The 24,942-nt window shown below is 34.0% G+C and carries 20 protein-coding genes and 1 tRNA gene; 12 read left to right on the top strand and 9 right to left on the bottom strand.

Going from position 1 to position 24,942, the window contains the following annotated elements; translation table 11 throughout:
- On the bottom strand, positions 1 to 1,269 hold the full coding sequence (locus ACFSX9_RS09430; protein WP_379806963.1) for a c-type cytochrome: 1,269 nt from the start codon (positions 1,267 to 1,269) through the stop codon (positions 1 to 3).
- 216 nt (positions 1,270 to 1,485) lie between these two features.
- Between ACFSX9_RS09430 and ACFSX9_RS09425 the strand changes: the two genes are divergently transcribed.
- Positions 1,486 to 1,875: an SPOR domain-containing protein gene (locus ACFSX9_RS09425; protein ID WP_379806961.1), complete on the top strand. Its 390-nt coding sequence runs from the start codon at positions 1,486 to 1,488 to the stop codon at positions 1,873 to 1,875.
- Between the two features lie 51 nt (positions 1,876 to 1,926).
- On the opposite strand, the gene infB is transcribed toward ACFSX9_RS09425, so the two are convergent.
- Genes infB through rimP form a run of 3 tightly spaced genes read right to left on the bottom strand, consistent with a single transcriptional unit; the run spans position 1,927 to position 6,618 of the window.
- Positions 1,927 to 4,842: a translation initiation factor IF-2 gene (infB, locus tag ACFSX9_RS09420; protein ID WP_379806959.1), complete on the bottom strand. Its 2,916-nt coding sequence runs from the start codon at positions 4,840 to 4,842 to the stop codon at positions 1,927 to 1,929.
- A 51-nt stretch (positions 4,843 to 4,893) separates the two neighbouring features.
- Positions 4,894 to 6,135: a transcription termination factor NusA gene (nusA, locus tag ACFSX9_RS09415; RefSeq protein ID WP_379806957.1), complete on the bottom strand. Its 1,242-nt coding sequence runs from the start codon at positions 6,133 to 6,135 to the stop codon at positions 4,894 to 4,896.
- Between the two features lie 15 nt (positions 6,136 to 6,150).
- Positions 6,151 to 6,618, bottom strand: coding sequence for a ribosome assembly cofactor RimP (rimP, locus tag ACFSX9_RS09410; RefSeq protein ID WP_379806955.1), 468 nt, complete (start codon positions 6,616 to 6,618; stop codon positions 6,151 to 6,153).
- A gap of 171 nt (positions 6,619 to 6,789) precedes the next feature.
- Between rimP and ACFSX9_RS09405 the strand changes: the two genes are divergently transcribed.
- A complete protein-coding gene (locus tag ACFSX9_RS09405; protein ID WP_379806953.1) occupies positions 6,790 to 7,614 on the top strand; it encodes a universal stress protein in 825 nt (274 codons plus the stop codon).
- 120 nt (positions 7,615 to 7,734) lie between these two features.
- On the opposite strand, the gene ACFSX9_RS09400 is transcribed toward ACFSX9_RS09405, so the two are convergent.
- Positions 7,735 to 7,805, bottom strand: a tRNA-Gln gene (locus tag ACFSX9_RS09400).
- Between the two features lie 153 nt (positions 7,806 to 7,958).
- Here ACFSX9_RS09400 and ACFSX9_RS09395 point away from each other — a divergent pair.
- Complete coding sequence (locus ACFSX9_RS09395; protein WP_379806951.1) at positions 7,959 to 11,159, top strand: protein O-mannosyl-transferase family; 3,201 nt, start codon at positions 7,959 to 7,961, stop codon at positions 11,157 to 11,159.
- Positions 11,160 to 11,242: 83 nt separating this feature from the next.
- Entirely contained in the window at positions 11,243 to 11,881 is a 639-nt protein-coding gene (locus ACFSX9_RS09390; protein ID WP_379806949.1) for a polysaccharide deacetylase family protein, read from the top strand.
- On the opposite strand, the gene ACFSX9_RS09385 is transcribed toward ACFSX9_RS09390, so the two are convergent.
- The 4 genes from ACFSX9_RS09385 to ACFSX9_RS09370 all read right to left on the bottom strand — a co-directional run bounded on the left by ACFSX9_RS09385 (position 11,878) and on the right by ACFSX9_RS09370 (position 16,988).
- Positions 11,878 to 12,174, bottom strand: coding sequence for a thioredoxin family protein (locus ACFSX9_RS09385; RefSeq protein WP_379806947.1), 297 nt, complete (start codon positions 12,172 to 12,174; stop codon positions 11,878 to 11,880). The two genes, ACFSX9_RS09390 and ACFSX9_RS09385, sit on opposite strands and share 4 nt — an antisense overlap.
- A gap of 74 nt (positions 12,175 to 12,248) precedes the next feature.
- Positions 12,249 to 13,478, bottom strand: coding sequence for a metallophosphoesterase (locus ACFSX9_RS09380; protein WP_379806945.1), 1,230 nt, complete (start codon positions 13,476 to 13,478; stop codon positions 12,249 to 12,251).
- 235 nt (positions 13,479 to 13,713) lie between these two features.
- On the bottom strand, positions 13,714 to 15,201 hold the full coding sequence (locus ACFSX9_RS09375; protein ID WP_379806943.1) for a hypothetical protein: 1,488 nt from the start codon (positions 15,199 to 15,201) through the stop codon (positions 13,714 to 13,716).
- Positions 15,202 to 15,494: 293 nt separating this feature from the next.
- Positions 15,495 to 16,988, bottom strand: a complete 1,494-nt coding sequence (locus ACFSX9_RS09370; protein WP_379806941.1) for a hypothetical protein — start codon at positions 16,986 to 16,988, stop codon at positions 15,495 to 15,497.
- A 191-nt stretch (positions 16,989 to 17,179) separates the two neighbouring features.
- Here ACFSX9_RS09370 and polA point away from each other — a divergent pair, with 191 nt between their 5' ends.
- The 8 genes from polA (at position 17,180) to rpsB (ending at position 24,893) form a co-directional block, all read left to right on the top strand.
- Positions 17,180 to 20,029: a DNA polymerase I gene (gene polA, locus ACFSX9_RS09365; protein WP_379806939.1), complete on the top strand. Its 2,850-nt coding sequence runs from the start codon at positions 17,180 to 17,182 to the stop codon at positions 20,027 to 20,029.
- A 184-nt stretch (positions 20,030 to 20,213) separates the two neighbouring features.
- Entirely contained in the window at positions 20,214 to 20,468 is a 255-nt protein-coding gene (locus ACFSX9_RS09360) for an autorepressor SdpR family transcription factor (protein ID WP_379806937.1), read from the top strand.
- A gap of 2 nt (positions 20,469 to 20,470) precedes the next feature.
- Positions 20,471 to 21,118: an SdpI family protein gene (locus ACFSX9_RS09355; protein ID WP_379806935.1), complete on the top strand. Its 648-nt coding sequence runs from the start codon at positions 20,471 to 20,473 to the stop codon at positions 21,116 to 21,118.
- Between the two features lie 35 nt (positions 21,119 to 21,153).
- Positions 21,154 to 22,461, top strand: coding sequence for a serine hydrolase domain-containing protein (locus ACFSX9_RS09350; RefSeq protein WP_379806933.1), 1,308 nt, complete (start codon positions 21,154 to 21,156; stop codon positions 22,459 to 22,461).
- 13 nt (positions 22,462 to 22,474) lie between these two features.
- Positions 22,475 to 22,891 carry a PH domain-containing protein gene (locus tag ACFSX9_RS09345; RefSeq protein ID WP_379806931.1) on the top strand — a complete coding sequence of 139 codons (417 nt, stop codon included), beginning with the start codon at positions 22,475 to 22,477 and terminating at the stop codon, positions 22,889 to 22,891.
- Positions 22,892 to 23,113: 222 nt separating this feature from the next.
- The gene (rplM, locus tag ACFSX9_RS09340) at positions 23,114 to 23,569 is read left to right on the top strand and encodes a 50S ribosomal protein L13 (RefSeq protein WP_379806929.1); all 456 of its coding nucleotides are present in this window, start codon (positions 23,114 to 23,116) and stop codon (positions 23,567 to 23,569) included.
- The gene (gene rpsI / locus ACFSX9_RS09335) at positions 23,569 to 23,955 is read left to right on the top strand and encodes a 30S ribosomal protein S9 (protein ID WP_379806927.1); all 387 of its coding nucleotides are present in this window, start codon (positions 23,569 to 23,571) and stop codon (positions 23,953 to 23,955) included. Before rplM ends, rpsI begins: the two co-directional genes overlap by 1 nt.
- Positions 23,956 to 24,131: 176 nt before the next feature.
- Positions 24,132 to 24,893 (top strand): 30S ribosomal protein S2, encoded by a 762-nt coding sequence (gene rpsB / locus ACFSX9_RS09330; RefSeq protein ID WP_379806925.1) that lies wholly within the window; start codon positions 24,132 to 24,134, stop codon positions 24,891 to 24,893.
- The last annotated feature ends 49 nt before the right edge of the window (positions 24,894 to 24,942 follow it).

Raw genomic sequence — 24,942 nt, 5'->3', positions numbered from 1 at the left:
TTAATAGTGACATTTTCCACATTCTAATCCACCCATCTGCGCTGCAGTCAACTGCTTCACACCGTATTTTTTAGAAAGTTCTTCATGTATCTTTTTGTAGTAAGCGTTATCTTCTACTTTCACATTTGTTTCTCTGTGACAGTTGATACACCAACCCATTGTTAATGGAGAATGTTGTCTCATGATTTCCATTTCTTCAACTGGCCCGTGACAAGTTTGACATTCTACACCTGCAACAGTTACGTGTTGTGAGTGATTAAAGTAAACTAAATCAGGTAAGTTGTGAATTCTAACCCATTTCACTGGTTCAGTTTTCCCTGTATAAGCTTGCACGTCTTTATCCCATCCAACTGCTTTATACAATTTATCAATTTCACCGTCATAAAACTCTTTTGAATATTCCTCAGTAGCTGTAGATTCAGCAACTTCACCAATACTCTTATGACAGTTCATACAAACGTTCAATGAAGGAATATTTGAATGCTTACTAACTCTAGCAGCAGAGTGACAGTATTTACAATCAATACCGTTTTCACCTGCGTGAATTCTATGTGAGTAATGAATCGGCTGTAATGGCTCGTATCCCTGATCTACACCAATTTGCATCATCCATCCGTATGCAAAAAACGCACTAACCAACAACAACATAATAACAGAAACCAATACTAAAAATTGATTTTTAGCATACGCTCTAAAGAATGTCATTAAAGAACGATTCTTTTTAACAACTTCTAAACCTTTTGCATCAGCAATTTTAGTCAACATACTGTACACTAAGAACAGCATAACTACTAACATCGCCATCACCAAAGCAAGTCCTCCTAATATAACATTGTTAGAAATCCCAGAACCATCAGAAGCAGCTTGTCCACCTGGAACAGGTGCAGGAGCTTCAACAACTGGAAGCGGCTCAGATGTGTAAGCCAACATGTCATCAATATCTTGATTTGACAATTGAGGAAAAGAAGACATCGGGATTTTATTGTTCGCTTCGAACACTTTGATTGCTAGCGCATCTCCCGATTTGATTAAATCTCCACTGTTTTTAATCCATTTATACAACCATTCTTTGTCATACTTAGAAGCAACATCACGAAGCGCTGGCCCCGTTGCTTTACCATCTAACTTATGACAAGCTGCACAATTGGCGTTAAACAATTCTTTACCTTTTACAGCATCCTGCGCGAATGCAGATAAAGACGTCACTAGCAAAAATGCTAGACCGAAGAAAATCCTTGAAAACGATTTATGGTTACCCACTTTTTTCATATTTAAAATGATTATCAACTAAATTTTGGTATGGTTTTAGCAATGATATCTAAAGACAATACCTATTTCTTTTTTAAAACTCCGACAAAAATACGATATTAGAACTATTATTAAAACCTTAACTTTATCTTAAAATGTAATTTATAACAATTCTAAATAATTTTAATTCGCCAATTATATACTTAAATTGTATTTTTGTATCAAAATAAATGAAAAATGAAAAAAACAACCAAACATAAGTCATTGTTGCTCTTGTTACTATCTATCTTTTATGGGGTAAATAGTTTTTCTCAGGAATCCAAAAGCAAGCTATCCCAAGACCCAAAACTGGAGCAGCTTTTAAAAGAAAAAAGAAAAATCAATCAAAGCATCGCCTCGAATGAATCTTACAAAGTTCAAATTTTTTACGGAGACAGTGAAGAATCGAAACGAAAGTTGCAGGAGTTCAAAAGAGAGTTCAAAGATATTGATGGTACAATTACCTACGGAAATCCAAATTACAAAGTAATGGTGGGGAATTACGCCTCAAGAATCGAAGTTGAAAAAGCAATGCTAGAGTTCAAGAAAAAATACCCAACCGCTTTAATCATCAAGCCAAATAATTAAGCACAAAAAAAGCCCTGAAAATTCAGGGCTTTTTTTTATCATCTAATTGAATTACTTCAATTTTTTCTTTACTTCTACTTCTTGGAAAGCTTCAACTAAGTCATACTCTTTAATATCGTTGTAATTCTTAATCTGCATACCACAGTCATATCCTTTAGCTACTTCTTTAACATCATCTTTAAAACGTTTTAATGTCGCTAATTCACCTGTGTAAACAACCACACCTTCTCTAATAAGACGTATTTTAGAATTTCTAAAGATCTTACCATCTGTCACCATACATCCTGCAATAGAACCCACTTTAGTAACTTTGAAAATCTCTCTAATTTCTGCAGTACCCGTAACCTCTTCTTTTAAAATAGGAGATAACATTCCTTCCATCGCATCTCTTAAGTCATCAATAGCATCGTAAATAATAGAATAGTTACGAATATCAATTTCTTCTTTATCTGCTAATTGCTTAGCATTTCCTTGTGGACGTACATTAAACCCAATGATGATTGCATCTGAAGCCGAAGCTAACAATACATCAGACTCAGTAATTGCACCTACACCTTTATGAATAATATTGATTTGAATTTCTTCAGTAGATAATTTAGAGAACGAATCCGCTAAAGCCTCTACCGAACCATCCACGTCTCCCTTAAGGATAATATTTAATTCTTTAAATTGTCCTAAAGCAATACGACGACCAATTTCTGCCAATGTAATATGTTTCTGAGTACGTACAGATTGCTCACGTTGTAATTGCGTACGTTTCGCAGCAACTAGTTTCGCTTCTCTTTCTTCTTCATATACATTAAATTTATCACCTGCTGTTGGAGCACCATCTAAACCTAATACAGACACTGGAGATGAAGGACCTGCTTCTTTAATCTGCTTACCTCTTTCATCATACATGGCTCTAATTTTACCATGATTTTTACCAGCTAATACGTAATCCCCTACTCTTAAAGTACCTGCTTGTACTAAAATCGTTGAAACATATCCTCTACCTTTATCTAATTGTGCTTCCACAACAGTTCCGATAGCTAATTTTTTCGGGTTTGCTTTTAATTCTAAGATTTCAGCTTCAAGTAATACTTTTTCTAATAATTCTGGAATACCTTGTCCAAATTTAGCAGAAATTTCTTGCGATTGATATTTACCACCCCAGTCTTCAACTAACAAGTTTAACTGTGCTAATTGTTCTTTAATTTTTTCTGGATTTGCAGTTGCTTTATCTACTTTATTGATTGCGAATATCATCGGTACACCTGCTGCTTGAGCATGGCTAATCGCTTCTTTCGTTTGTGGCATGATGTCATCATCAGCAGCTACTACAATAATTGCAATATCTGTAACTTGAGCTCCACGAGCACGCATCGCCGTAAAGGCTTCGTGACCTGGTGTATCTAAAAATGCAATTTTCTCTCCATTTTCTAATATCACACTATATGCTCCAATATGCTGTGTAATTCCTCCCGATTCACCACCGATAACATTTGCTTTACGGATGTAATCCAATAAAGATGTTTTACCGTGGTCAACGTGACCCATTACAGTAACAATCGGTGCTCTGTGCACTAAATCTTCTGGAAGATCTTCGACAACAATCGCAGCTTCTTCGATATCAGTAGTAATAAATTCTACTTCAAATCCAAATTCATCTGCAACAATTGTTAACGTCTCAGCATCCAAACGTTGGTTCATGGTAACCATGATTCCTAGCGACATACAAGTTCCGATCACTTTCGTAATTGGCACATCCATCATCGTAGCAACTTCACCAACAGTAACAAACTCAGTTACTTTTAATATTTTATTACCATCTTCTTGTGCTTGTAATTCAGCTTCATTTCTCTCTCTGTGCGTATCACGTTTGTCACGACGATATTTAGCAGATTTAGACTTGTTACCTTTACCTTGTAATCTTTCAAGCGTTTCTTTAATTTGGTTTTTAACATCCTCTTCAGAAGGTTCAACTTTCTGAATAATAGGTTTTTTACCTTTATTAAATCCACCTGCAGCATTACCTTTAACAAACTCTTTTTTAGGACCACCAGCCGCAGTTGTAATTCCTGGCGCACCTGGACCTCCTGGCTTAATGATTCTTTTGCGTTTGTTTTTATTATTTGCATTCGCTCCTGCAGCATTTGTTACGATAGGAGCTCCTGGTTTTTTAACATCTTTTTTGAAGTCTTCTTTCTTCTTTTTAGGCTTTTCAAATTGCGTTAAATCAATTTTTTGACCCGTAAAAGTAGCACCAGTCAATTTTTGATATTGTGTTTCGATTTTTACTTCGCCAGCTTCTTCGGAAGATTCCTCAGTAGCATTTTCTTCTTGAGCTTCTGTTTTAGCAACAGCAGGCTTGTCTTGTTTCACTTCCACTTCAGCATTTGCATCAGCAACAGGTTTTTCCGAAGCTACCTCCTTAGATCCTGCTACCTCTTCAGAAACAGCCACTGGTTTAGCTTCTACAACCGCTTTAGCTTCCGTTACTTTAGGAGTATCTGCCACAGGTTTAGAATCCACTGCTGGTTTCTTTTCCGCAACAGCCTTCACTTCAGGAGTGATCGTTTTTTCTTCCACTTTTGGAGCTTTAGAAACAACAACGGGTTTTTTAGGCTCTAAATCAATTTTTCCAACTGCTTTTGGCGCAGAAACAACAGCTTTTGCTTTTACCACTTCCTGTCTTTGACGTTCAGCTTCCTGTAAACGCTTCGCTTCTTGTTCTTTTTCAAGTTCACGCTTAAGAGCCTCTTTCTCTTTACGTTTTTCTTCACTTACTTCAAGAGAGGCTTCCTTATTTCCTTTGTCAGCAGAAAATTGACCACATAAGACTTTATACTCCTCTTGAGATATCTTAGCATTTGGACTAGACTCGATCTCATGACCTTTGTCTTTTAAAAAATCCACAGCTCTATCAAGAGAAATATTTAACTCCCTTAAAACTTTGTTTATTCTTATTTCTCTTCCTTCAGACATATAATCTTTTTAAAAAATTCTTTTTTGTTGTGTGTTATTATATGACAAGAATTACTTATCTAACTCTTCTTTTAAGATGTTCATCACATCTACAATAGTTTCTTCTTCTAAATCAGTTCTTCTCACTAAATCAGCTACTTCTTGATTCAATACACTTCTTGCAGTATCTAAACCAATTTTTGCGAATTCAGAAATTATCCAAGCTTCGATCTCGTCAGAGAACTCACTCAATTCAACGTCATCTTCTTCTTGAATAGCACCTTCGCGGATAACATCAATTTCATAACCAGTTAACAAGCTAGCTAATTTAATGTTATTTCCACCTCTACCAATCGCTTTCGAAACTTCTTCAATTTTCAAAAACACTTCCGCGGTTTTAGCTTCTTCGTTAATTTTAACAGAAGATACTTTCGCAGGACTTAATGCTCTTGTTATGTACAATTGCGGGTTTGAAGTGTAATTGATAACGTCAATATTTTCATTACCTAATTCACGAACAATTCCGTGAATACGAGAACCTTTCATTCCTACACAAGCTCCAACTGGGTCAATTCTATCATCATAAGAATCAACAGCCACTTTAGCTTTTTCACCTGGAATACGAACTACTTTTTTAATTGTAATTAAACCATCAAAAACCTCTGGAATTTCTTGTTCAAATAATTTCTCAAGAAAATCAGGAGCCGTTCTAGACATGATGATCTGTGGCTTATTCCCTTTTAATTCAACATTTTCAATAACTCCTCTCACATTATCTCCTTTTTTGAAATAATCGTTTGGAATTTGTTTTTCTTTTGGTAAAATGATTTCGTTCCCTTCATCATCCATCAAAATTACAGCTTTTGGACGAACGTGGTGTACTTCCGCTGTATATATATCGCCAATTAAATCTTTAAATTGTTTGTAAAGATTCGTATTGTCGTGTTCATGTATTTTCGAAATAAGATTTTGACGCAGTGCTAAAATAGCTCTTCTTCCTAATTGAAATAATTTAACCTCTTCGGAAACATCTTCTCCAACTTCAAAATCAGGCTCTATCTTTCTTGCTTCAGAAATAGAAATTTCAGAGTTTTCATCTTCCACTTCACCATCTTGTACAACAACACGATTTCTCCATATCTCCATATCTCCCTTATCAGGATTAATGATAATATCAAAGTTATCGTCTGAACCATATTTCTTTTTCAAAGCATTTCTAAATACTTCTTCCAAAATTGCCATTAGTGTGACTCTATCAATGAGTTTATCGTCTTTAAATTCCGAAAACGATTCTATTAATGCAATATTCTCCATGTCAACTCTTTTGTTTTAAAATGATACTATAACAATTGCTTCTTTTATATCTTCATACAAAATAGCAACATTCTTATCCACTGTTTCTTTTCCTTTACCAACTTTCTTTGGTTCTCTTGCTTCCCATTCTAACGTGATTTTCTCATCATCTGCCGCAGTCAGTTTCGCTTCAATTTCTTCAGAGGAGGTAGTTTTTACTTTTAAAGTTCTGCCAATGTTTTTTACATATTGTCTAACAAACTTCAAAGGACTTGAAAGACCTGCTGATGCAACTTCTAAAGAAAAGTCTTGCTCTTCACGATCTAAATTACCCTCAATCACTCTGCTGATTTCAATACAATCCTGAAGATTTATACCATTATCACCATCTAAATCGATGCTAATTTTAAAAGCGTCGCTGATAGACAAGTTCACTAAAAACAAATCTTGTCTTGCTGTTAACGCGTCATCTATCAAACCTTGAACCTTTTCTTTAAACGTCATAACTTTTATAAAAAGAGGCACGCAATGCGTGCCTCATTATTCATTTTCCTTCAAATAACTGCGCAAATGTACAATTTTATTTGAATTAAAAAAAATATTGTGAGTATGGATAATTTTTATATCTTTATAGTATAAATTATTTTTACCTATTTACTAACCTAAAACAAACTTATGAAAAGAATTTTAGTACCCACCGATTTTTCTAATCATGCGGAATATGCACTTAAAGTGGCTGCACAAATCGCAAAAAAAAATGACGGTGAAATCTTTTTGATTCACATGCTAGAACTTCCAACTACAGGAGCAGATGCTTTGTCAAGATCTCACGAAATGCCAGAGCTAATGCTTTTCAAAAACATAGCGGTAAATAAACTAGACGAACTAATGCATTCGGATTATTTAGCCGAGGTTCAAGTTACTAAAATAATTCAGTTTGAATTGGCTTTTGACGGAATTGTTAAAAGTGCAGAAACGCATAATGCTGACTTAATCGTAATGGGCTCGCATGGAGCAAACGGATTCCAAGAAATGTTCATAGGTTCTAATACTGAAAAAGTAGTTAGAAACGCAGACATACCTGTTTTAGTCATTAAGCGCGAAGAACCAAATTTTAACGCTGATAAATTTGTATTTGCTTCAGATTTCTCTGACGAAGCTAAAAAACCATTTGAAAAAGCATTTTCATTTGCAAAAGAGTTTGGATCAAAACTTCACCTTGTTAATATCAACACACCAAATAATTTCAAATCAACTATCGTTGCTGAAGAAACAATGGAACAGTTTTTAGAAGGAGTTGACACAACAGACATAACAACACATATCTATAATGATGTAAATGTTGAAAAAGGAATTTTACATTTTTCAAAAAGCATCGATGCCGATATTATAGGAATGAGCACACACGGCAGAAAAGGACTAGCACATTTCTTTAACGGAAGTATCAGCGAAGACTTAGTAAATCATGCTAAAAGACCCGTGATTACATTTAAAATCTAATAAAAAGAGTTAAAAATAAAAAAAGACCACAACATATGTGGTCTTTTTTTTATGCGAATAATCAGACAATCAGTCACATAAGCGCATAAAAAAACTCCGCTTGCAATAAGCGGAGTTCTGTTGGCCCACAAGGACTCGAACCTTGAATGACGATACCAAAAACCGGAGTGTTACCATTACACCATGGGCCAATTCCCAAACAACCTCTTCGATTGCGAGTGCAAATGTAATACAATTATTTGAATGTGCAAATTTTTCTAAAAAAAATATTAAAAATTTAATTTAACATTTTATGTTAGCAAAAAAATACTTTCTTTGTAGTTGATATAAAAGAAACCAAATTTATGACTTCATTCAATTTTAAAAAATGGAACACCATTTTGGGCTGGTCCACTTTTGCAATTGCTTTATTAACTTATTCCCTAACCGTTGAACCCACATTAAGTTTTTGGGATTGTGGTGAATACATTGCCACTTCGGCAAATTTAGAAGTAGGTCATCCTCCCGGAGCCCCTTTATTTCAAATGCTTGGCGCATTCTTCGCAATGTTTGCCATGAGTCCAGACAAGGTCGCCTTGATGGTGAATTATTTATCAGTCTTCTCTAGTGCATTTACAATTCTTTTTATGTTTTGGTCTTTGACCTTGCTTATGAAACGAATTATTAACACATCCGAAGACAGCTCAAACAGCAACAATATAATGATTTTAGGAAGTGCATTAATCGCTTCTTTATCTTTTACTTTTACCGATAGTTTCTGGTTTAATGCCGTAGAAGCTGAAGTATACGCAATGGCTTCTTTCTTAATTGCACTCTTATTTTGGTTGGGATTGCGTTGGGAACAAGAAATTGACACGCCAAGAGGAAACAGATGGTTGCTTATTATTTCTTTAGTAATAGGATTATCATTTGGTGTCCATTTCATGGCTTTATTGACATTTCCTGCAATTGGATTTCTTTATTTCTTCAAAAAATATAAAAACATTACCGTAAAAAGCTTCATACTTGCGAACATAGTTATTGCTGCTATCTTACTTTTCATCTTTCAACTATTGCTTCCATACACCTTAGCATTCTTCGCGAAAACGGAAATCTTCATGGTGAACAGTTTAGGCTTACCTTTTAACTCAGGAACAATTTTTGCATTTGTATTAATTATTGTTGCGTTTTACTTTGGACTAAATTACACTAAGAAAAAAGGGCATGTTTTCTACAACACATTAATATTAGCAACTTTATTCATCTTAATCGGCTTCTCCTCTTGGTTAATGCTACCAATTAGAGCAAATGCAGATACGCCAATTAATGAAAACAAACCTTCTGACGCGGCTGAAGTCTTAGCTTATTACAACAGAGAGCAATATGGAGAACAAAAGTTGTTTTACGGATCTCAGTTTTCAGATAAATATGCTGGTTTAGATGCTACAACGCCTTATTTAGACGATAAACCGAACTACGAGCGTGATTATGCATCAGGAAAATATGCAATCATCAACACCTACAAAAACACAAAACAAAATACAGATGATGCCCACAAAGCGTTATTGCCAAGAATGTGGAGCACTGATCACAGCGTAAACTACATGACATTTGGAGAGCCATTAGAATTTAGATTAAATCCCGAATATTCGCATGAAGACGAATTGCTAGGAATAGTAACCGATTTTAGAACCGCTTATACAAATGGTGATTTAGATCTAAAGGACTACGACAAATTTCTAAAAACATATGGCCAGTATTTAATCATCGAGAAACCTAGTTTCTTTACGAATATGAAATTCATGGTACAGTATCAATTTGGATACATGTATACCAGATATTTACTTTGGAATTTCGCTGGAAGACAAAACGACGAGCAAGGCAGGTATGAAGACTTAAAAGGAAACTGGCTTTCAGGAATTGATGTAGTCGACGAGGCATTCATTGGCTCACAAAAAGAACTAACATCGGACATGAAAAACAATAAAGGCCGTAATGTATATTACTTTTTACCCTTTATATTAGCAGTTATCGGCATATTCTACCATGCAAAAAAAGACGTGAAAAGCTTTTATGTTTTATTGGTTCTTTTCTTATTTACAGGCTTAATATTGAAAGTATATCTAAATGAAAGACCCTTTGAACCAAGAGAGCGCGATTATGCTTTAGTAGGTTCATTTTACGTGTTTGCCATGTGGATTGCTTTTGGTGTTTACGCAATATTTAATTGGGTTAGAAACTACCTAGCTCCAAAAGTGGCAATTCCAGTAGTGCTTGTTGCTACGTTGTTGGCTTCACCGGTACTTCTGGCAACAGAAAACTGGGATGATCACGATCGTTCAGGCAAATACACAGCACTGGCGATGGCAAAAGCTTACTTAGATTCATGCGAACCAAATGCTATTTTATTTACAATTGGCGATAATGATACCTTCCCGCTTTGGTATGTTCAAGAAATTGAAGCGTACAGAACGGATATTAGAATTGTAAACACAAGTTTATACATGACGGATTGGTACATTGACCAAATGAAAATGAAAACGCATAAATCAGATCCAGTTCCAAGTTCTTTCAACAGAGACCAGTACAAAGGAAACAACAGGGATTACAGTTTATATGTGGAGCGAACGACTGAGCCTTTGTTACTTGACGAAATGCTGAAATTCATTGCTTTAGAAGATGACCGCGCTAAGATAACATTAGACAGTGGGAATAAAGTAAATTACTTCCCATCTAAAAAAGTGTTCTTACCAATTGACAAAAATACAATCATAAAAAACAAAGTAGTTAATCCGAAGTATTATGATTCTATCGTTCCTCAAATTGAATTTACAATTACGGACAAAGCATTATACAAAAACAGATTAATGATGTTAGACATTGTAAATCAAAACAACTGGAAACGTCCAATTTACTTCTCAGGCGGAAGCTATGGCGAAGATGATTACTTGTGGATGAAAGATTATTTACAATTAGACGGAATGTGCTTTAAATTAGTTCCTATAAAAACAACTTCAAAAAAACCAAATCCAATGGAAATGGGCTATGTCGATGCTGATAAAATGTATGACATTGTGATGAAATGGGATTGGGGCAATAGCGATAGTCCAAAAATTTATCACGATCCTGAAACCCGTAAAAACAGTATTTCATATCGTACTAATTTAGCACGTTTAGCTGAAGCCTTAATTAATGAGGGCAAAAATGACAAAGCGCTAAAAGTTATTGATTTAGCAATGACTAAAATGCCGTTTGAATATTACGGTTATTACTCCATGTTAGAACCTTTTGTTACGGGTTATTATGCAGTAGGAGAAAAAGAAAAAGCTAGAGCATTGCTTGCTAAATTAATTAAAGTGCAACAAGAAAACATGACACACTACAATGTTTGGAAACCAAGCGACCAGAATTTTAGCTATATGGATATTGTAATGGATATTGAACAATACAGAAGCTATTTAGTGGTTGCTAAAGATGCGGAAGATTTAGAATTCTACAATAAGGAGAAAGTAAAATTCAACAATTACAATAAAATGTTTGAGCGTTTTGGAAGAAAAATGCAATAACAAAAAAACATAAAAACATAAAAAATGTATCATTCTGAAATATTATTTCGTTTGGTACATTTTTTTTATTTTAAATTTACAACATGAAGGTCAATTGGGTAAAAACAAATTGTATTGTAAAAAAGATTTTTAAGCAACTGGTTTGGGATATTCCAAATTCGGACCAACGCATCTTTTTAACTTTTGACGATGGACCGATTCCTGAAGTAACGGAATGGGTTTTAGATCTTTTAAAAGAAGAAGAGATTAAAGCTACTTTTTTCTGCATTGGCGATAACATCCAAAAACACCCTTTAATCTACAATAGAATTGGCGCTGAAGGACACCAAACCGGAAATCACACTTTCCATCACCTGAATGGCTGGAAAACGAATACTGCCGATTATAGCGCTAATTTTAAATTGTGTGAAACTGAACACTTAAAACTGAATACTGCAAACTCTTTTTTATTCCGGCCTCCTTATGGAAAAATAAAAGCCAGCCAATCTAAAATCATTAGACAACTCAATAATAAGATAATTATGTGGGATGTTTTAAGTTATGACTTTGATGCAAGCGTTTCTCCAGAAAAATGTTTAGAAAATGTAATTTCGAACACTGCACAAGGAAGTATTATCGTGTTTCACGATAGCTTGAAAGCAGCAAAAAATATGAAATATGCACTACCAAAGGCAATACATTTTTTAAAAAGTAAGGGATTTGTTTTTGATGTAATTTCCTAAGCTTGTTCTTGCACTAACGAAATTAACGTATTAGCATCAAGTTCACCACTTTGTCTCCAAACCATTTGACCATCTTTATAAATCATTAAAGTGGGTAATCCTTTAATGCGAAGTGCATCAGCCAGTTCTTGGTTTTTGTCCACATCAATTTTAATCACGCGTGCTTTATCGCCTAAAGCGGCCGCAACGTGACGAATTACTTCATTCATAGCTACTGAAGGTTCATTCCACTCGGTAAAGAAATCGATTAGTACAGGTACTTGTGTATCGATAAGTTCTCCAAATTTTGACATAAATTGATTTTAATTAGTCTCAAATAATTAATTTTCACTCGAAAACGATATACAAATGTAGCATTTTTACTGAATTACGCTACATTTTCTCCCTTTTTTAGTTCAATTACTGTTATTTCGGGCATAATCCCCACTCTTCCAGGATAAGCGTGAAAGCCAAAACCACGATTTACATACACATATCTGCCCGAATTGCTATACAATCCCGCCCATTGCTTGTAAACATACTGCACAGGACTCCATTTTATCCAACCCGGAATTTCTATTCCAAATTGCATTCCATGCGTATGACCTGAAAGCGTCAAATGGTAATGTTTGGCATCATGTTGGACTTTTTCGTCCCAATGACTTGGATCGTGACTCATTAAGATCTTGAAATCATCCTTTGTTAAACCATTTCCAGCCACATCTAAATCACCTCTTTCTCCAAAATTTCTTCCCCAGTTTTCAACCCCCACTAATGCTAATTCTTGATCGTCTTTTTTGATTTTAATATGTTCATTTAATAACAATTTGAAATCCATTTTACCATGAATTGCTTTTATGCCTTCAAAATTAGTGGCTTTTTCCTCTTTCGTTGGCCAGTCGATATATTCGCCATAATCGTGATTTCCTAAAACCGAATATTTTCCAAATTTTGGATTGTGAATTCGCTTGAAGGTATCAATCCACGGATCCATTTCTATAGCGTGTGTATTCACTAAATCACCTGTAAACAAAACCAAATCTGAATTTTGCTCATTAATTAAATCAATTGCAAATTCTATTTTTTCTGCATCATCAAAACTCCCACTGTGTACGTCTGAAATATGCGTAATTGTAGTTCCCTCAAAAGCTTCTGGCAAATCTGGAAAATATATAGTTTGCTTAATTACTTTAAAGTTATATTTCCCCTTGGTCATTCCGTATAAAAACGATGCAAATGGAATGATAGCAATTCCCATCGCTATTTGACTCACAAAACGTCTTCTTTCTGGTAAAAAACCTTCTGATTCATTTTTTGAAAAGAAGGTAAAAATGCCACCAAAGAAGCGAATAATGTCTTCCCCGAATAAAATAATGGTTAATAATAACTTTGGTACGTATAACAACAATAGTAAACCCATTGTCATCATTGTTTTTGGGGTTTGCCCAATACTTCTATCAAAATGATACAATTGATACATAATATAAAGCAACGCAATTGCAGAAGTTATAAAGTAAAACACAAAAAAACCTCTTGATTTAATCACGGTCTTAAAAGCCTGAAATGCATAGATTTCAAGTATGGCGACAAATAATAGAAAAGCGATCCAACGAAGCATTGATAGTAAATTTATACAAAGTAACGAAGAATCAATTAGTGTAAGATGGTAATTATTAAAAATTTAACGTCAACAAAAGATCTCTTTTTTTTAAAACTGGTTAGTTTATATTTTTCACGGTACGATTGAAGATTATAATGCTAAGAAAAATTTCTTGGAAATTTTGATGAAAATCGTTTAAATCAAATTATTCTGCAATCTAAAATTCAAATAAACTAACCTATAAAAATTATAACTATTTAATAATAACCGTAAGATTAGCAACTATTGGATCAGTTAAACTACCTGTATATCTTTGCAGAAAAATCTCAACAAAATCATTGTAATTTAACTCAATATTACCATCTAGAGGAAGAACAAGAATATCACCATTTGTTTGTCCTCTACCATAAACTTTATATTGTGATAAAGCAGATCCGTTTTTAGCAATATAAACTATATAAGTAGCAGCATTAGGAACTTGTACAGAAATCGATCCCGACACTTGGAAAATCCTTTTCTTCTTACCCAAGTATCTTAACCTATTTGGATTGTCTGATGAAAATCTAAATAAATTGGATGCGGGAGAAACAGTTGCTAATGTACCAACTTTTACAATATTACTAGGATTTGAACTGTTTGTGGAAACTGATATTCCTGTACCTACCCCGTAATCCATAGAAAAACCACCTCCAGCATTCGAGTCAGTTTCATTAGGAATTCCTGCACATCTAACATTCCAATTTATATTGAAATTATAACCTGAATAAGTTCCAACTGTGTAAGGTTTTACATAGCCGGCAATATTTGTGCCTGAAAAAACAACAGATTCCATTACTGCATCAAAATTAATAGTTGGATTGGAAGATACATCAAAACCAATACTAGTTCCGTATACTTCACTAAAACCTCCTTGCTTTTGCACTAAATCAAATGTACCTACCAATTTTTCGTAAGTTCCTGAGTTGCCCAGAGGAGGACCACCCCCGAACCAACCAGTGTTAGAAAGCAACAACCTCCCTATATCTTCATATATTACTCCATTAGTATTTCCGACATATTGTATAATACTAAGAAATACCATTGAAAAGTTTTTTACTAACCCCACATTTCCAGAGTTAGCTATTATACAATCTCTCAATATTAAGTTTTGGGTTCCTGTACCGGTAATATTAAAAACATTACCTAGAGAAACTAAAGTCAATACTCGAATCGACCCACCAGTCGCTCCAGTAAAAAGATCTCCTGACATTTTAACCAATTTATCATCTCCAGAATCTAAACCCGTAACATAAGCATCATTTAATTCAATAGGAAGATTAACAACTACAGTTCCATTAATTTCGTACAAAGTATTAGTTTGAAGCAGATATTTAGTTCCCCCTCCCGCCGCAAGTTCGTCCGCTAAAACAGTCGCTAGCACATCCGTAGCTTTAATCCTTTTAAAATTATTTCTACCACTTTCCATATTTACCCATTTTGTAGTTGGTAAATCGTAATACGAGAAGGCATTCAATGTAGTGTCATATACCAACAAGGCATTAGCTGGCGAGCTAATGGCATTTTTTTCTAATGTAGTCATTCGAGGTGTCAACATTCCTTTTGTAGTAGAAGTTACATCTAACATTGACGAAGCATCAGGACTCGTAGTATTAATCCCAACTTGGGCATTACTAAATTGAATAGAAAATAACAAAATAGCAATCCAAGCAGAAATTTTTAATGTAGGTATAACTTTTTTCATAATAGCAATTTTTAAAGTACTAGTAAAAGTACGAAAAAAGAGTACAAAAAATGAATTTATATTAAAAAATAATTAATATTCATGTATTAAGAATAAAATTCTTGTTAAAATTTTAAAATAATTAGACATTCTTTTCTATATTTGAACTTTAGTATTAATCTCACTATTACAGAATATCAAGAATAGTTAAATTCTCAAATCATTTGTTTAAGCTATTGCTAAAAAAAGCAAATTAAATTGTAGCTTAAAAAGGTTAAACACATTCAAAATATAAATAAGACTAAGTATTGATTTTATTTTATTGAAAGATTGTAAGATACAAGATTTACTTTAGTGGTCGAACCTCCAATTCTCTGTACATGAACTTCTATAGATTCATTCTCTGCTAAAACAATGGTTCCTGAAACAGTGATAGTGCTAATAATACTATTACTTTTACTATCACTAAATATTTCCGTTTCTGGTAGCGGAATGGTACTAATGCCGTTTGAGCCTACTCTAACAAAGTAAAAAACATAATCTGTGTTAGTATTACTACCAACGCCTTCATAAGATAAAGTAGCCGTAGCTTGGAAAGCTCGAGGTTTTTTCCCCTCATAAGTCAATCTCCCAACTGTTGCAGAACTAAATCTAAACAAGTTAGTTGAAAGAGTGATTGGCGTATTGAGTTTTAAACCAGGAGTACCCGCATTAGTATCAGTTTCTACGAAAGTTCTATTGCTCTTATACAAATTACCAGTTGCTGCTGCATCCCCTTCGCGAGGAATTCCAGGCGAATCCACATACCAGACATCGCTAAAATTATAACCAGGATACGTATTTGCAGGCGCATAACCCTTAATATAGCCTGAAGGTGCGGTTGTTGTTCCAGAAAAAACAGTTCCTGACAGAGTTCCTGTTCCTATAGTTAATCCCACAGCACTTACATCAAAAGCAATATCATTGCCATTTACAGTGCTAAAACCACTTCCCTTTTCTACAAGCCCAAAACCACCAGTGAACTTTTCAAAAGTTCCATTATTAGAACTCAACCATGCCTGATTATCAAGTAGGCAGTTACCTATATTAGAATAAACTATTCCATTTGCATTGTTTATAAACTGCACTATTCCTCCATAATACAAGCCTAAACTAGAAATATTTCCTACGCCAGTTGTCATTCCGTCTATGATAGTATTTTGTATTAGAAGAGAAGAATTAGTTGCGATACCTGGACCAGTAATATTAAAAGCTTGAGCACCTTTTAGCGTAACGTTTTTGATACTTCCACCCTTAGTTCCTTCGAAAACCGTTCCTCCCGGAAACGAAAGAACATCTTCATTTGCATCTAATCCTGAAACGTAAGCATCGTTTAAATTAATAGGTTTTACTAAAGTAATTGTACCATTGATTTCATAAAATGTATTTGTATTTAGTAAATAACCTGCTCCACCACCATCGATTGACTCTTGTGCCAGATCAGCAACCGATTTAATTAGTTTATAATTATTTCTCTTATTGTCATTAGCCAATTTTATCCATGAAGAACTTGTATTATTGTAGTAGTAAAAACCCTTTTCAGTAGTATCGTAAACCAATAAACTTTCTGCTGGCGTTGTTATAGCTAATCGCTGAACAGTTGTCAGCCTTGGTGCTAACATTCCTTTTTCAGCAGAACTTACATCTAAAATCGATGAAGGGTGAGGTGTTGTAGTATTGATACCTACTTGAGCAAAAGCATATTGCATTGTAAACAAAAACATAAATACGCAAATGCAATTTCTCAATTTATAGTTAATTTTGATCATAATGAAAATTTTAGTGGACTAGTAAAGTTACAAAATATTAAAATGTCAAAAAAATAAATTATATAATTTTAACTTTTATCCTAATAAACGCAAATCACTTTTCAAACTTGATAAACGCGATTTTAAAACCAATTCCTAGATAAATCTGTAAAGAATTGTATTTTTACATTTTAAATGAAATTTCAAGAACAATGTCACAAAAAAGATTATTCCTTCTCGATGCTTACGCTTTAATATTTAGAGGTTATTACGCACTAATCAAAAACCCTCGTATCAACTCAAAAGGAATGGATACTTCGGCTATTATGGGATTCATGAATTCGTTGATGGATGTAATAAAGCGTGAAAAACCGGATCATTTAGCAGTGGCTTTTGACAAAGAAGGAAGTGATTATCGCTTTGAGATGTATCAGGAATACAAAGCACATCGTGATGAAACGCCTGATGCCATTAAAATCGCGATTCCATATATCCAAGATTTATTGCGTGCGATGCATATTCCAATTGTTGAAAAAGCTGGATTTGAAGCCGATGATTTAATTGGAACTTTAGCAAAACAAGCGGAGAAAGAAGGTTTCCAAGTTTTTATGGTGACGCCTGATAAGGATTTTGCTCAATTAGTGTCCGAAAATATATTTATGTACAAACCCGCCCGAATGGGAAATGGGATTGAAATATGGGGAATTCCCGAAGTTTTAGCGAAGTTTGAAATTGAAAGACCCGAACAAGTAATTGATTTCTTAGGGATGATGGGTGACGCGGCCGATAATATTCCAGGATTACCTGGCGTTGGTGAAAAAACTGCTAAAAAGTTCTTGGCCGAATATGGTTCGATGGAAAACTTATTAGCGAATACACATCAATTGAAAGGTGCAATAAAAGAAAAAATCGAAGCCAACAAAGAAATAGGGATTTTGTCGAAAAAACTAGCCACTATCCTACTCGATTGTCCGGTTACTTTTGATGCTCATGATTACGAACTTTCACAACCAGACGTTGAAAAAACAGACGAAATTTTTCTAGAATTAGAATTTCGTCAAATGAAAACGCAGTTTGATAAAATATTTGGTGCTGGAAACGAAGAAGGTGCAATTGATGAAAACGGAAACAGTACGAATGAAGCAATTCAGAAAAAACCAGTTGCAAAAAAATCCAATGAAGACCAATTTGATTTATTTGGTTTTAGCGATGCTTCGGACGAAACTATTAGTACTACTTCATATTACGCAACTTTAGAAAATACTGAACATTTTTACCAAATTATTCAGGGCGATTTACCGGTTAAATTATTGCTGCAAAATTTATCGAACCAAAATTCGGTTTGTTTTGACACTGAAACTACTGGACTTGATGCTTTAAATGCAGAATTAGTTGGAATCGCTTTCTCATTTGAAAAAGGAAAAGGTTTTTATGTGCCGTTCCCGGAAGATCAGGAAGAGACCCAACTGCTAATTGAAAAATTCAGACCTTTTTTCGAAAATGAAAACATCGAGAAAATTGGTCAAAACTTAAAATATGATTTAAAGATTTTATCTAGATATAACATTCAAGTCAAAGGAAAATTATTTGATACCATGATTGCACATTATCTAATTAATCCAGATATGCGTCATAATATGGATATTTTGAGCGAAACTTACTTAAAATATTCACCAAAATCAATCGAAGATTTAATTGGAAAGAAAGGCAAAAATCAACTTTCAATGCGAACGGTTCCTTTGGAAGATGCGAAAGAATATGCGGCAGAAGATGCAGATATAACGTTTCAATTAAAAGAACATTTCCAACCGATTTTAGAAAAAGTAGGTACAAAAAAATTATTTGATGAAATTGAAATTCCATTAGTGCAAGTTTTAGCCGATATGGAAAAAGAAGGAATCAATTTAGATGTTGATTTTCTGAAGAAGATGTCCGTTGAAATGCAAAAAGACATCGACACTTTTGAAGAACAGATTTATGAAACGGCTGGCGAAAAGTTCAACCTAGCTTCCCCAAAACAATTAGGCGAAGTTCTATTCGATAAAATGAAAATTGGTGGAGCGAAGCAGAAAAAAACCAAAACCGGTCAATATGCAACTGGTGAAGAAGTTTTGAGCTTTTTAGCAGACGAACATCAAATTGTACGCGATATTTTAGAATGGCGTCAAATGGTAAAATTGCAAAGCACATATATTGATGCATTACCTAATCAAGTCGACGAAAACACAGGAAGAGTTCATACCGATTATATGCAAACCGTTGCAGCAACAGGTCGTTTAAGCTCTACAAATCCAAACTTACAGAATATTCCAATTCGTACTGAAAAAGGACGATTAATCAGAAAAGCATTTATTGCTCGTGATGAAAACTACACCTTGCTTGCTGCCGATTATTCTCAAATAGAATTGCGAATTATCGCTGCAATATCTGGCGAAGAAAACATGATTAAAGCGTTTCAAAATAACGAAGACATTCACAGAAGTACGGCTGCAAAAGTATTTAATGTGCCGTTAGAAGAAGTGACAAAAGAGCAAAGAAGTCAGGCTAAAACCGTGAACTTCGGGATCATTTATGGTGTTTCGGCTTTTGGACTTTCAAATCAAACCAATCTATCTCGTAAAGAAAGTGCAGATTTGATTGAAACTTATTATCAGACTTATCCAAAATTGAAAGCTTATATGGCTGATCAAGTTAATTTTGCGAGAGATAACGGTTATGTGGAAACGGTTTTAGGAAGAAGACGTTATTTAAAAGATATTAATTCGGCTAACGCGATTGTTCGTGGTGGTGCGGAACGAAATGCTGTAAATGCTCCTATTCAAGGTTCGGCTGCAGATATTATTAAAATTGCAATGATCAATATTCACAACAAACTGACAACCGAAAAATGGCAATCTAAAATGTTGTTGCAAGTACATGATGAATTGGTTTTTGATGTACACAATTCGGAATTAGAAAAAATTCAACCGATGATTAAACATGAAATGGAAAATGCTTTTAAAATGGCGGTTCCGTTAGATGTTGAGATTGGATTAGGGAAAAACTGGTTAGAAGCGCATTAAAAAATGATCAGTTTTCAGTGATCAGTTTTCAGTCGCAGTAAACAATTTACGACTTATTTTCAATTAAAATAGTCCTTACAACTATAAAACTCGATACGTTTCAAAAACTATCGGGTTTATTATTTTAAAAATGTTTTGGTTTTTAAAATAATATTTAGATATTTGTCTAAATATATAAATGAATATGAACGCTATCTTCAAAGCTTTAAACGATGAAACCAGAAGAGAGATTTTGGAACTTCTGCGGGTGAAGGAAATGACAGCTGGCGATATTGCGGACCAATTTAATATTTCAAAACCAAGTATTTCACATCATTTAGATATTTTAAAACGTGCCGATATGGTTACCAGCGAGAAAAAAGGCCAATTTGTAATCTATTCCCTAAACACCACCATTGTTAACGATATTTTAAAATGGATCATTACATTAAAAAAATAAGTATGGAAAAGTTAAAAAAAGAAATTCCGTTTATAGCTATTGCTTTGATTCCGTTTATTTATTTGGCCTACATTTGGAATAGTTTACCTGAAAAAGTGCCAATTCATTGGAATGGTTCTGGTGAAATTGACCGTTATGGCGACAGAAAAGAACTGGTTTTCGCACTATTATTACTTGTGGGATTAACTTATTTCATATTTTTAGTAATTCCGCACATCGACCCGAAGCAAAAATTACAGAATATGGGGAAAAAACTAAATTCACTACGAATGGTTTTAACCGTATTTATGTCAGCATTAGGGATTTTTATCCTATTTAGCACACAACAAAAAAATTCAGATCCTGGCTTTGTTTTTGCTATTATAGGTTTGTTGTTTGCGTTTTTAGGGAATTATTTCCAAACCATAAAGCCCAATTATTTTATCGGAATTAGAACTCCTTGGACTTTAGAAAATGAAGAGGTTTGGAAGAAAACCCATTTAATGGGTGGAAAACTGTGGTTTGTAGGCGGTTTGTTGATGGCAATGACATTTCTTGTGCCAAATAACTTTCAAGAATATATATTTTTTGGAATCACAGCTGTTATAGTTATCATTCCAATACTATATTCGTATTTAGAATTTAAAAAAATAAAAAACGTAACAAATTAAAATAGAGACCACTAATTAACCAAAATAGAAAAACAATGAAAAAACTAATAATACTTTTCGTCGTAGTATTTTCTACAATAACTTATGGACAAGATCGCCTTGAAAAAATAGATGATTTATTACTTTATCTGAACCAACACAATAAGTTTATGGGTTCTGTAACAATTCGTGAAGGCGAAAATGTCGTTTTCAATAAAGCATATGGTTTTGCAGATGTTGAAAAAGGAATAATGGCCGATCGTTTAACGCGCTATAAAATTGGTTCTATTTCTAAAACATTTACCGCAGTAATAATAATGCAACTAATTGAAGAACGAAAATTAGGATTGCAAACTAAATTAGCCCGATTTTATCCTAAGATTCCTAATGCAGAAAAAATTTCGATTGAAGATTTATTGCATCACAGAACTGGAATTGTAGATTATATCAATCAAGATACAATCACTCACAACAACCTTTATCGAGAACATTCTAAAGAGGAAATGATTCAAAAAATCACAGCATACCAACCTCTATTTGAACCTGGTACTAAATTTGAATACAGTAATTCAAACTATAATCTGTTAGGCTATATTATTGAAACACTTACCAAAAAGTCTTATGCGGAAAACATTCAATCACGCATTGTAAAAAAAGCTAATCTTGCTAACACTTATTATCCTAAGGGAAAAATAAATAGCGATAATGGTGAAAGCTATTCGTACTCAAATAATGGATCAGCATGGGAACAAACCGCCGAATGGGACAATTCTATTGCTTATTCTGCAGGTGCGCTAATTTCAACACCAGCTGATTTAACTCGCTTTATGCATGCACTATTTCAAGGAAAGCTAGTTAATAAAAAATCCCTTGAATTGATGAAGCAACTGAAAGATGGATTTGGAAAAGGATTGGTACAATTCCCTTTTGGCGAAAGAAGATTTTTTGGTCACACAGGCGGAATTGAAAACTTTAGAGCCGTTGTTGGCTATTATCCAACTGAAAAATTAGGGGTTTCATTAATTGTAAATGGCGATAACTTCAATAGTAATGATATTATGATCGGTATTTTAAGTATTTATTATAAAATACCATTTCCTTTTCCGGTTTTTACAAAGCTGGATGCGGCAGAATTACAGCGCTTTTTTGGGACATACACTTCTAAAGACATTCCTTTAAAAATTACAATTTCAGAAAAGAACGGTGAATTAATTGCACAAGCAACAGGTCAAAGCCCTTTTCCATTGACTTTTAAAGAAGAGAATACATTTGTTTTTCCAGCAGGAGGCATTGAAATCGAATTTAATACTAACACTTTACAATTAAAGCAAAGCGGGCAAAAATTCGAATTCACAAAAGAATAAATCACAAAATTAAATGGAAAGAAAATTTAAATCTAAAATAGGTGCAGCATTAGCAATTACTCTAATTGTTGTACTAGGATCAATAGTTATCTTAGCAATTACCAGCGAAACTTCTTGGCCTGGTGTTTTTATATTACTAGGCATGATAAGTTTCATAATACATTTATTCTTAACTACTTATTACATCGTTAAGAGTGAGCACTTGCAAATTAAATCGGGATTCCTCATTAATATTACTGTGGACATTAACACAATTCGTAAAATTATTGAAACGAACAGCATTTTAAGCGCTCCTGCTATGTCATTAGATCGTTTAGAAATTATCTATAATAAGTACGATTCCGTTTTGATTTCGCCCAAAGAAAAAGCTGAATTCATAAAAAAAATGTTAGATATTAACCCGAATATTGAAGTAAATCATAAGAAATAAGTTGTTTAAAATTTCTTTTGCTTTGAAAATCAATTCAATTCATTACTTTTGGGTGCGGAATAAGGCATGTTTCACCTCAGAAAACACTAAAAAAAACCTATTCCCGCTATTGTTGAAACTTTTAATGCAATATTTTTTAATCACCGTTTGTAATTCTAATAATTATTTGTACTTTTGCACTCCCTTTATTGGGAATGGAATGTTTAATTTAAATTAATTATTGTGAACACATTAAGCTACAAAACAGTATCAGCCAACAAAGCAACTGCAGATAAGCAGTGGATTGTTGTGGACGCTGAAGGGCATAACTTAGGTCGTTTATCTACAAAAGTAGCGATGCTTTTAAGAGGTAAGTACAAACCAAGTTATACACCACACGTTGATTGTGGGGATAACGTAATCGTTATCAACGCAGAAAAAATCAACCTTACTGGTAACAAGTTAGATGACAAAACGTACATCAGACACACAGGTTACCCAGGAGGTCAAAGAAGTTTAACTGCTAGAGTAATGCAACAGAAAAACCCTGCATTATTAGTAGAAAAAGCTATCAAAGGAATGTTACCTAAAACAAAATTAGGTTCTGAATTATTCCGCAATTTAAATGTATATGTAGGTTCTGCGCACAAACATGCTGCTCAGACTCCTAAAACTGTTAACCTAAACGATCTTAAGTAATGGCTACAATCCACAAAATCGGTAGAAGAAAAACAGCTGTTGCTCGTGTATACGTTTCTGAAGGAACGGGACAAATTACAGTTAACAAAAAAGAATTTGCAGTTTATTTCCCAACAGCTACTTTACAGTACAAAGTTATGCAACCTCTGGCAATGACAGAAAACGCTACAAACTTTGACGTAAAAGTAAATGTTCACGGAGGTGGTAGCACAGGACAAGCAGAAGCTGTGAGAATGGCACTTGCACGTGTTATGTGTGAAGTAGATGCTGAAAACAGAGCTATTCTTAAACCAGAAGGACTTCTTACAAGAGATCCAAGAATGGTAGAACGTAAGAAATTCGGTCAGAAAAAAGCACGTAAGAGATTCCAATTCTCTAAACGTTAATATTCGATATTTTATCGAATTTATTTTCAGATCTATTCTTACAATTAAAATTGAATTAAAAAACAAAGTTGTCGATATTCCTTGTAAAAAGGGGATTAGTTTAGCATCTAAATTTTCAAGACTAACGCAAGTGACTACTTGAAAATTGCTACACACGGAACGTAAACTATTACACAATGGCAAACAAAATTGACGTTAAAGAGTTATTAGAAGCAGGTGTACATTTCGGACACATGACTCGTAAATGGGACCCAAACATGGCTCCTTACATTTATATGGAGCGTAATGGTATTCATATCATTAACTTATATAAAACTGCAGCTAAAATCGAAGAAGCTAACGAAGCTTTAAAGAAAATTGCTGCATCTGGTAGAAAAGTATTATTCGTTGCTACCAAAAAACAAGCAAAAGATATCGTTGCGGAAAAAGCAGCAGCTTGTAACATGCCTTACATCACTGAAAGATGGCCAGGTGGTATGTTAACAAACTTCGTTACTATCCGTAAAGCCGTTAAAAAAATGTCTACTATTGACAGAATGAAAAAAGACGGTACTTTCTTAACTTTATCTAAGAAAGAAAGATTACAAGTTGATCGTTTAAGAACGAAATTAGAGAAAAACTTAGGTTCAATTGCTGACATGTCTCGTTTACCAGCTGCATTATTCGTAGTTGACGTAAAAGCTGAGCATATCGCTGTTCAAGAAGCTCAAAAATTAAACATTCCAGTTTTCGCAATGGTAGATACGAATTCGGACCCACGTCCTATTGATTTCGTAATTCCTGCAAATGACGATGCTTCTAAATCAATTGATAAAGTTTTATCATTAGTTTCTTCTGCTATCATCGAAGGTCTTTCAGATAGAAAAGTAGAAAAAGATGAATTACCAGCTAAAGAAACAGAAGCTGCTGAAGCTCCTGCTACTGAAACTGAAGCATAAATCAATATAATTTCCAAGGTTAAATTCCAAATTCCAAACTTGTACTAGC

This window comes from Flavobacterium ardleyense (assembly GCF_042686085.1).
Classification (GTDB): Bacteria; Bacteroidota; Bacteroidia; order Flavobacteriales; family Flavobacteriaceae; genus Flavobacterium; species Flavobacterium ardleyense.
Note: the sequence above shows the minus strand (reverse complement) of the source record. Positions and strands in the feature narration are given on the sequence as shown.

What these genes read in the sequence shown, in the direction of transcription:
- rimP (WP_379806955.1), bottom strand. Translation starts at nt 6,618, where the DNA reads ATGACGTTTAAAGAAAAGGTTCAAGGTTTGATAGATGACGCGTTAACA.
- ACFSX9_RS09355 (WP_379806935.1), top strand. Translation starts at nt 20,471, where the DNA reads ATGGAAAAGTTAAAAAAAGAAATTCCGTTTATAGCTATTGCTTTGATT.
- ACFSX9_RS09425 (WP_379806961.1), top strand. Translation starts at nt 1,486, where the DNA reads ATGAAAAAAACAACCAAACATAAGTCATTGTTGCTCTTGTTACTATCT.
- polA (WP_379806939.1), top strand. Translation starts at nt 17,180, where the DNA reads ATGTCACAAAAAAGATTATTCCTTCTCGATGCTTACGCTTTAATATTT.
- ACFSX9_RS09345 (WP_379806931.1), top strand. Translation starts at nt 22,475, where the DNA reads ATGGAAAGAAAATTTAAATCTAAAATAGGTGCAGCATTAGCAATTACT.
- ACFSX9_RS09350 (WP_379806933.1), top strand. Translation starts at nt 21,154, where the DNA reads ATGAAAAAACTAATAATACTTTTCGTCGTAGTATTTTCTACAATAACT.
- ACFSX9_RS09405 (WP_379806953.1), top strand. Translation starts at nt 6,790, where the DNA reads ATGAAAAGAATTTTAGTACCCACCGATTTTTCTAATCATGCGGAATAT.
- infB (WP_379806959.1), bottom strand. Translation starts at nt 4,842, where the DNA reads ATGTCTGAAGGAAGAGAAATAAGAATAAACAAAGTTTTAAGGGAGTTA.
- rpsB (WP_379806925.1), top strand. Translation starts at nt 24,132, where the DNA reads ATGGCAAACAAAATTGACGTTAAAGAGTTATTAGAAGCAGGTGTACAT.
- nusA (WP_379806957.1), bottom strand. Translation starts at nt 6,135, where the DNA reads ATGGAGAATATTGCATTAATAGAATCGTTTTCGGAATTTAAAGACGAT.
- ACFSX9_RS09385 (WP_379806947.1), bottom strand. Translation starts at nt 12,174, where the DNA reads ATGTCAAAATTTGGAGAACTTATCGATACACAAGTACCTGTACTAATC.
- ACFSX9_RS09380 (WP_379806945.1), bottom strand. Translation starts at nt 13,478, where the DNA reads ATGCTTCGTTGGATCGCTTTTCTATTATTTGTCGCCATACTTGAAATC.
- rpsI (WP_379806927.1), top strand. Translation starts at nt 23,569, where the DNA reads ATGGCTACAATCCACAAAATCGGTAGAAGAAAAACAGCTGTTGCTCGT.
- ACFSX9_RS09375 (WP_379806943.1), bottom strand. Translation starts at nt 15,201, where the DNA reads ATGAAAAAAGTTATACCTACATTAAAAATTTCTGCTTGGATTGCTATT.
- ACFSX9_RS09395 (WP_379806951.1), top strand. Translation starts at nt 7,959, where the DNA reads ATGACTTCATTCAATTTTAAAAAATGGAACACCATTTTGGGCTGGTCC.
- ACFSX9_RS09390 (WP_379806949.1), top strand. Translation starts at nt 11,243, where the DNA reads ATGAAGGTCAATTGGGTAAAAACAAATTGTATTGTAAAAAAGATTTTT.
- ACFSX9_RS09430 (WP_379806963.1), bottom strand. Translation starts at nt 1,269, where the DNA reads ATGAAAAAAGTGGGTAACCATAAATCGTTTTCAAGGATTTTCTTCGGT.
- ACFSX9_RS09360 (WP_379806937.1), top strand. Translation starts at nt 20,214, where the DNA reads ATGAACGCTATCTTCAAAGCTTTAAACGATGAAACCAGAAGAGAGATT.
- ACFSX9_RS09370 (WP_379806941.1), bottom strand. Translation starts at nt 16,988, where the DNA reads ATGATCAAAATTAACTATAAATTGAGAAATTGCATTTGCGTATTTATG.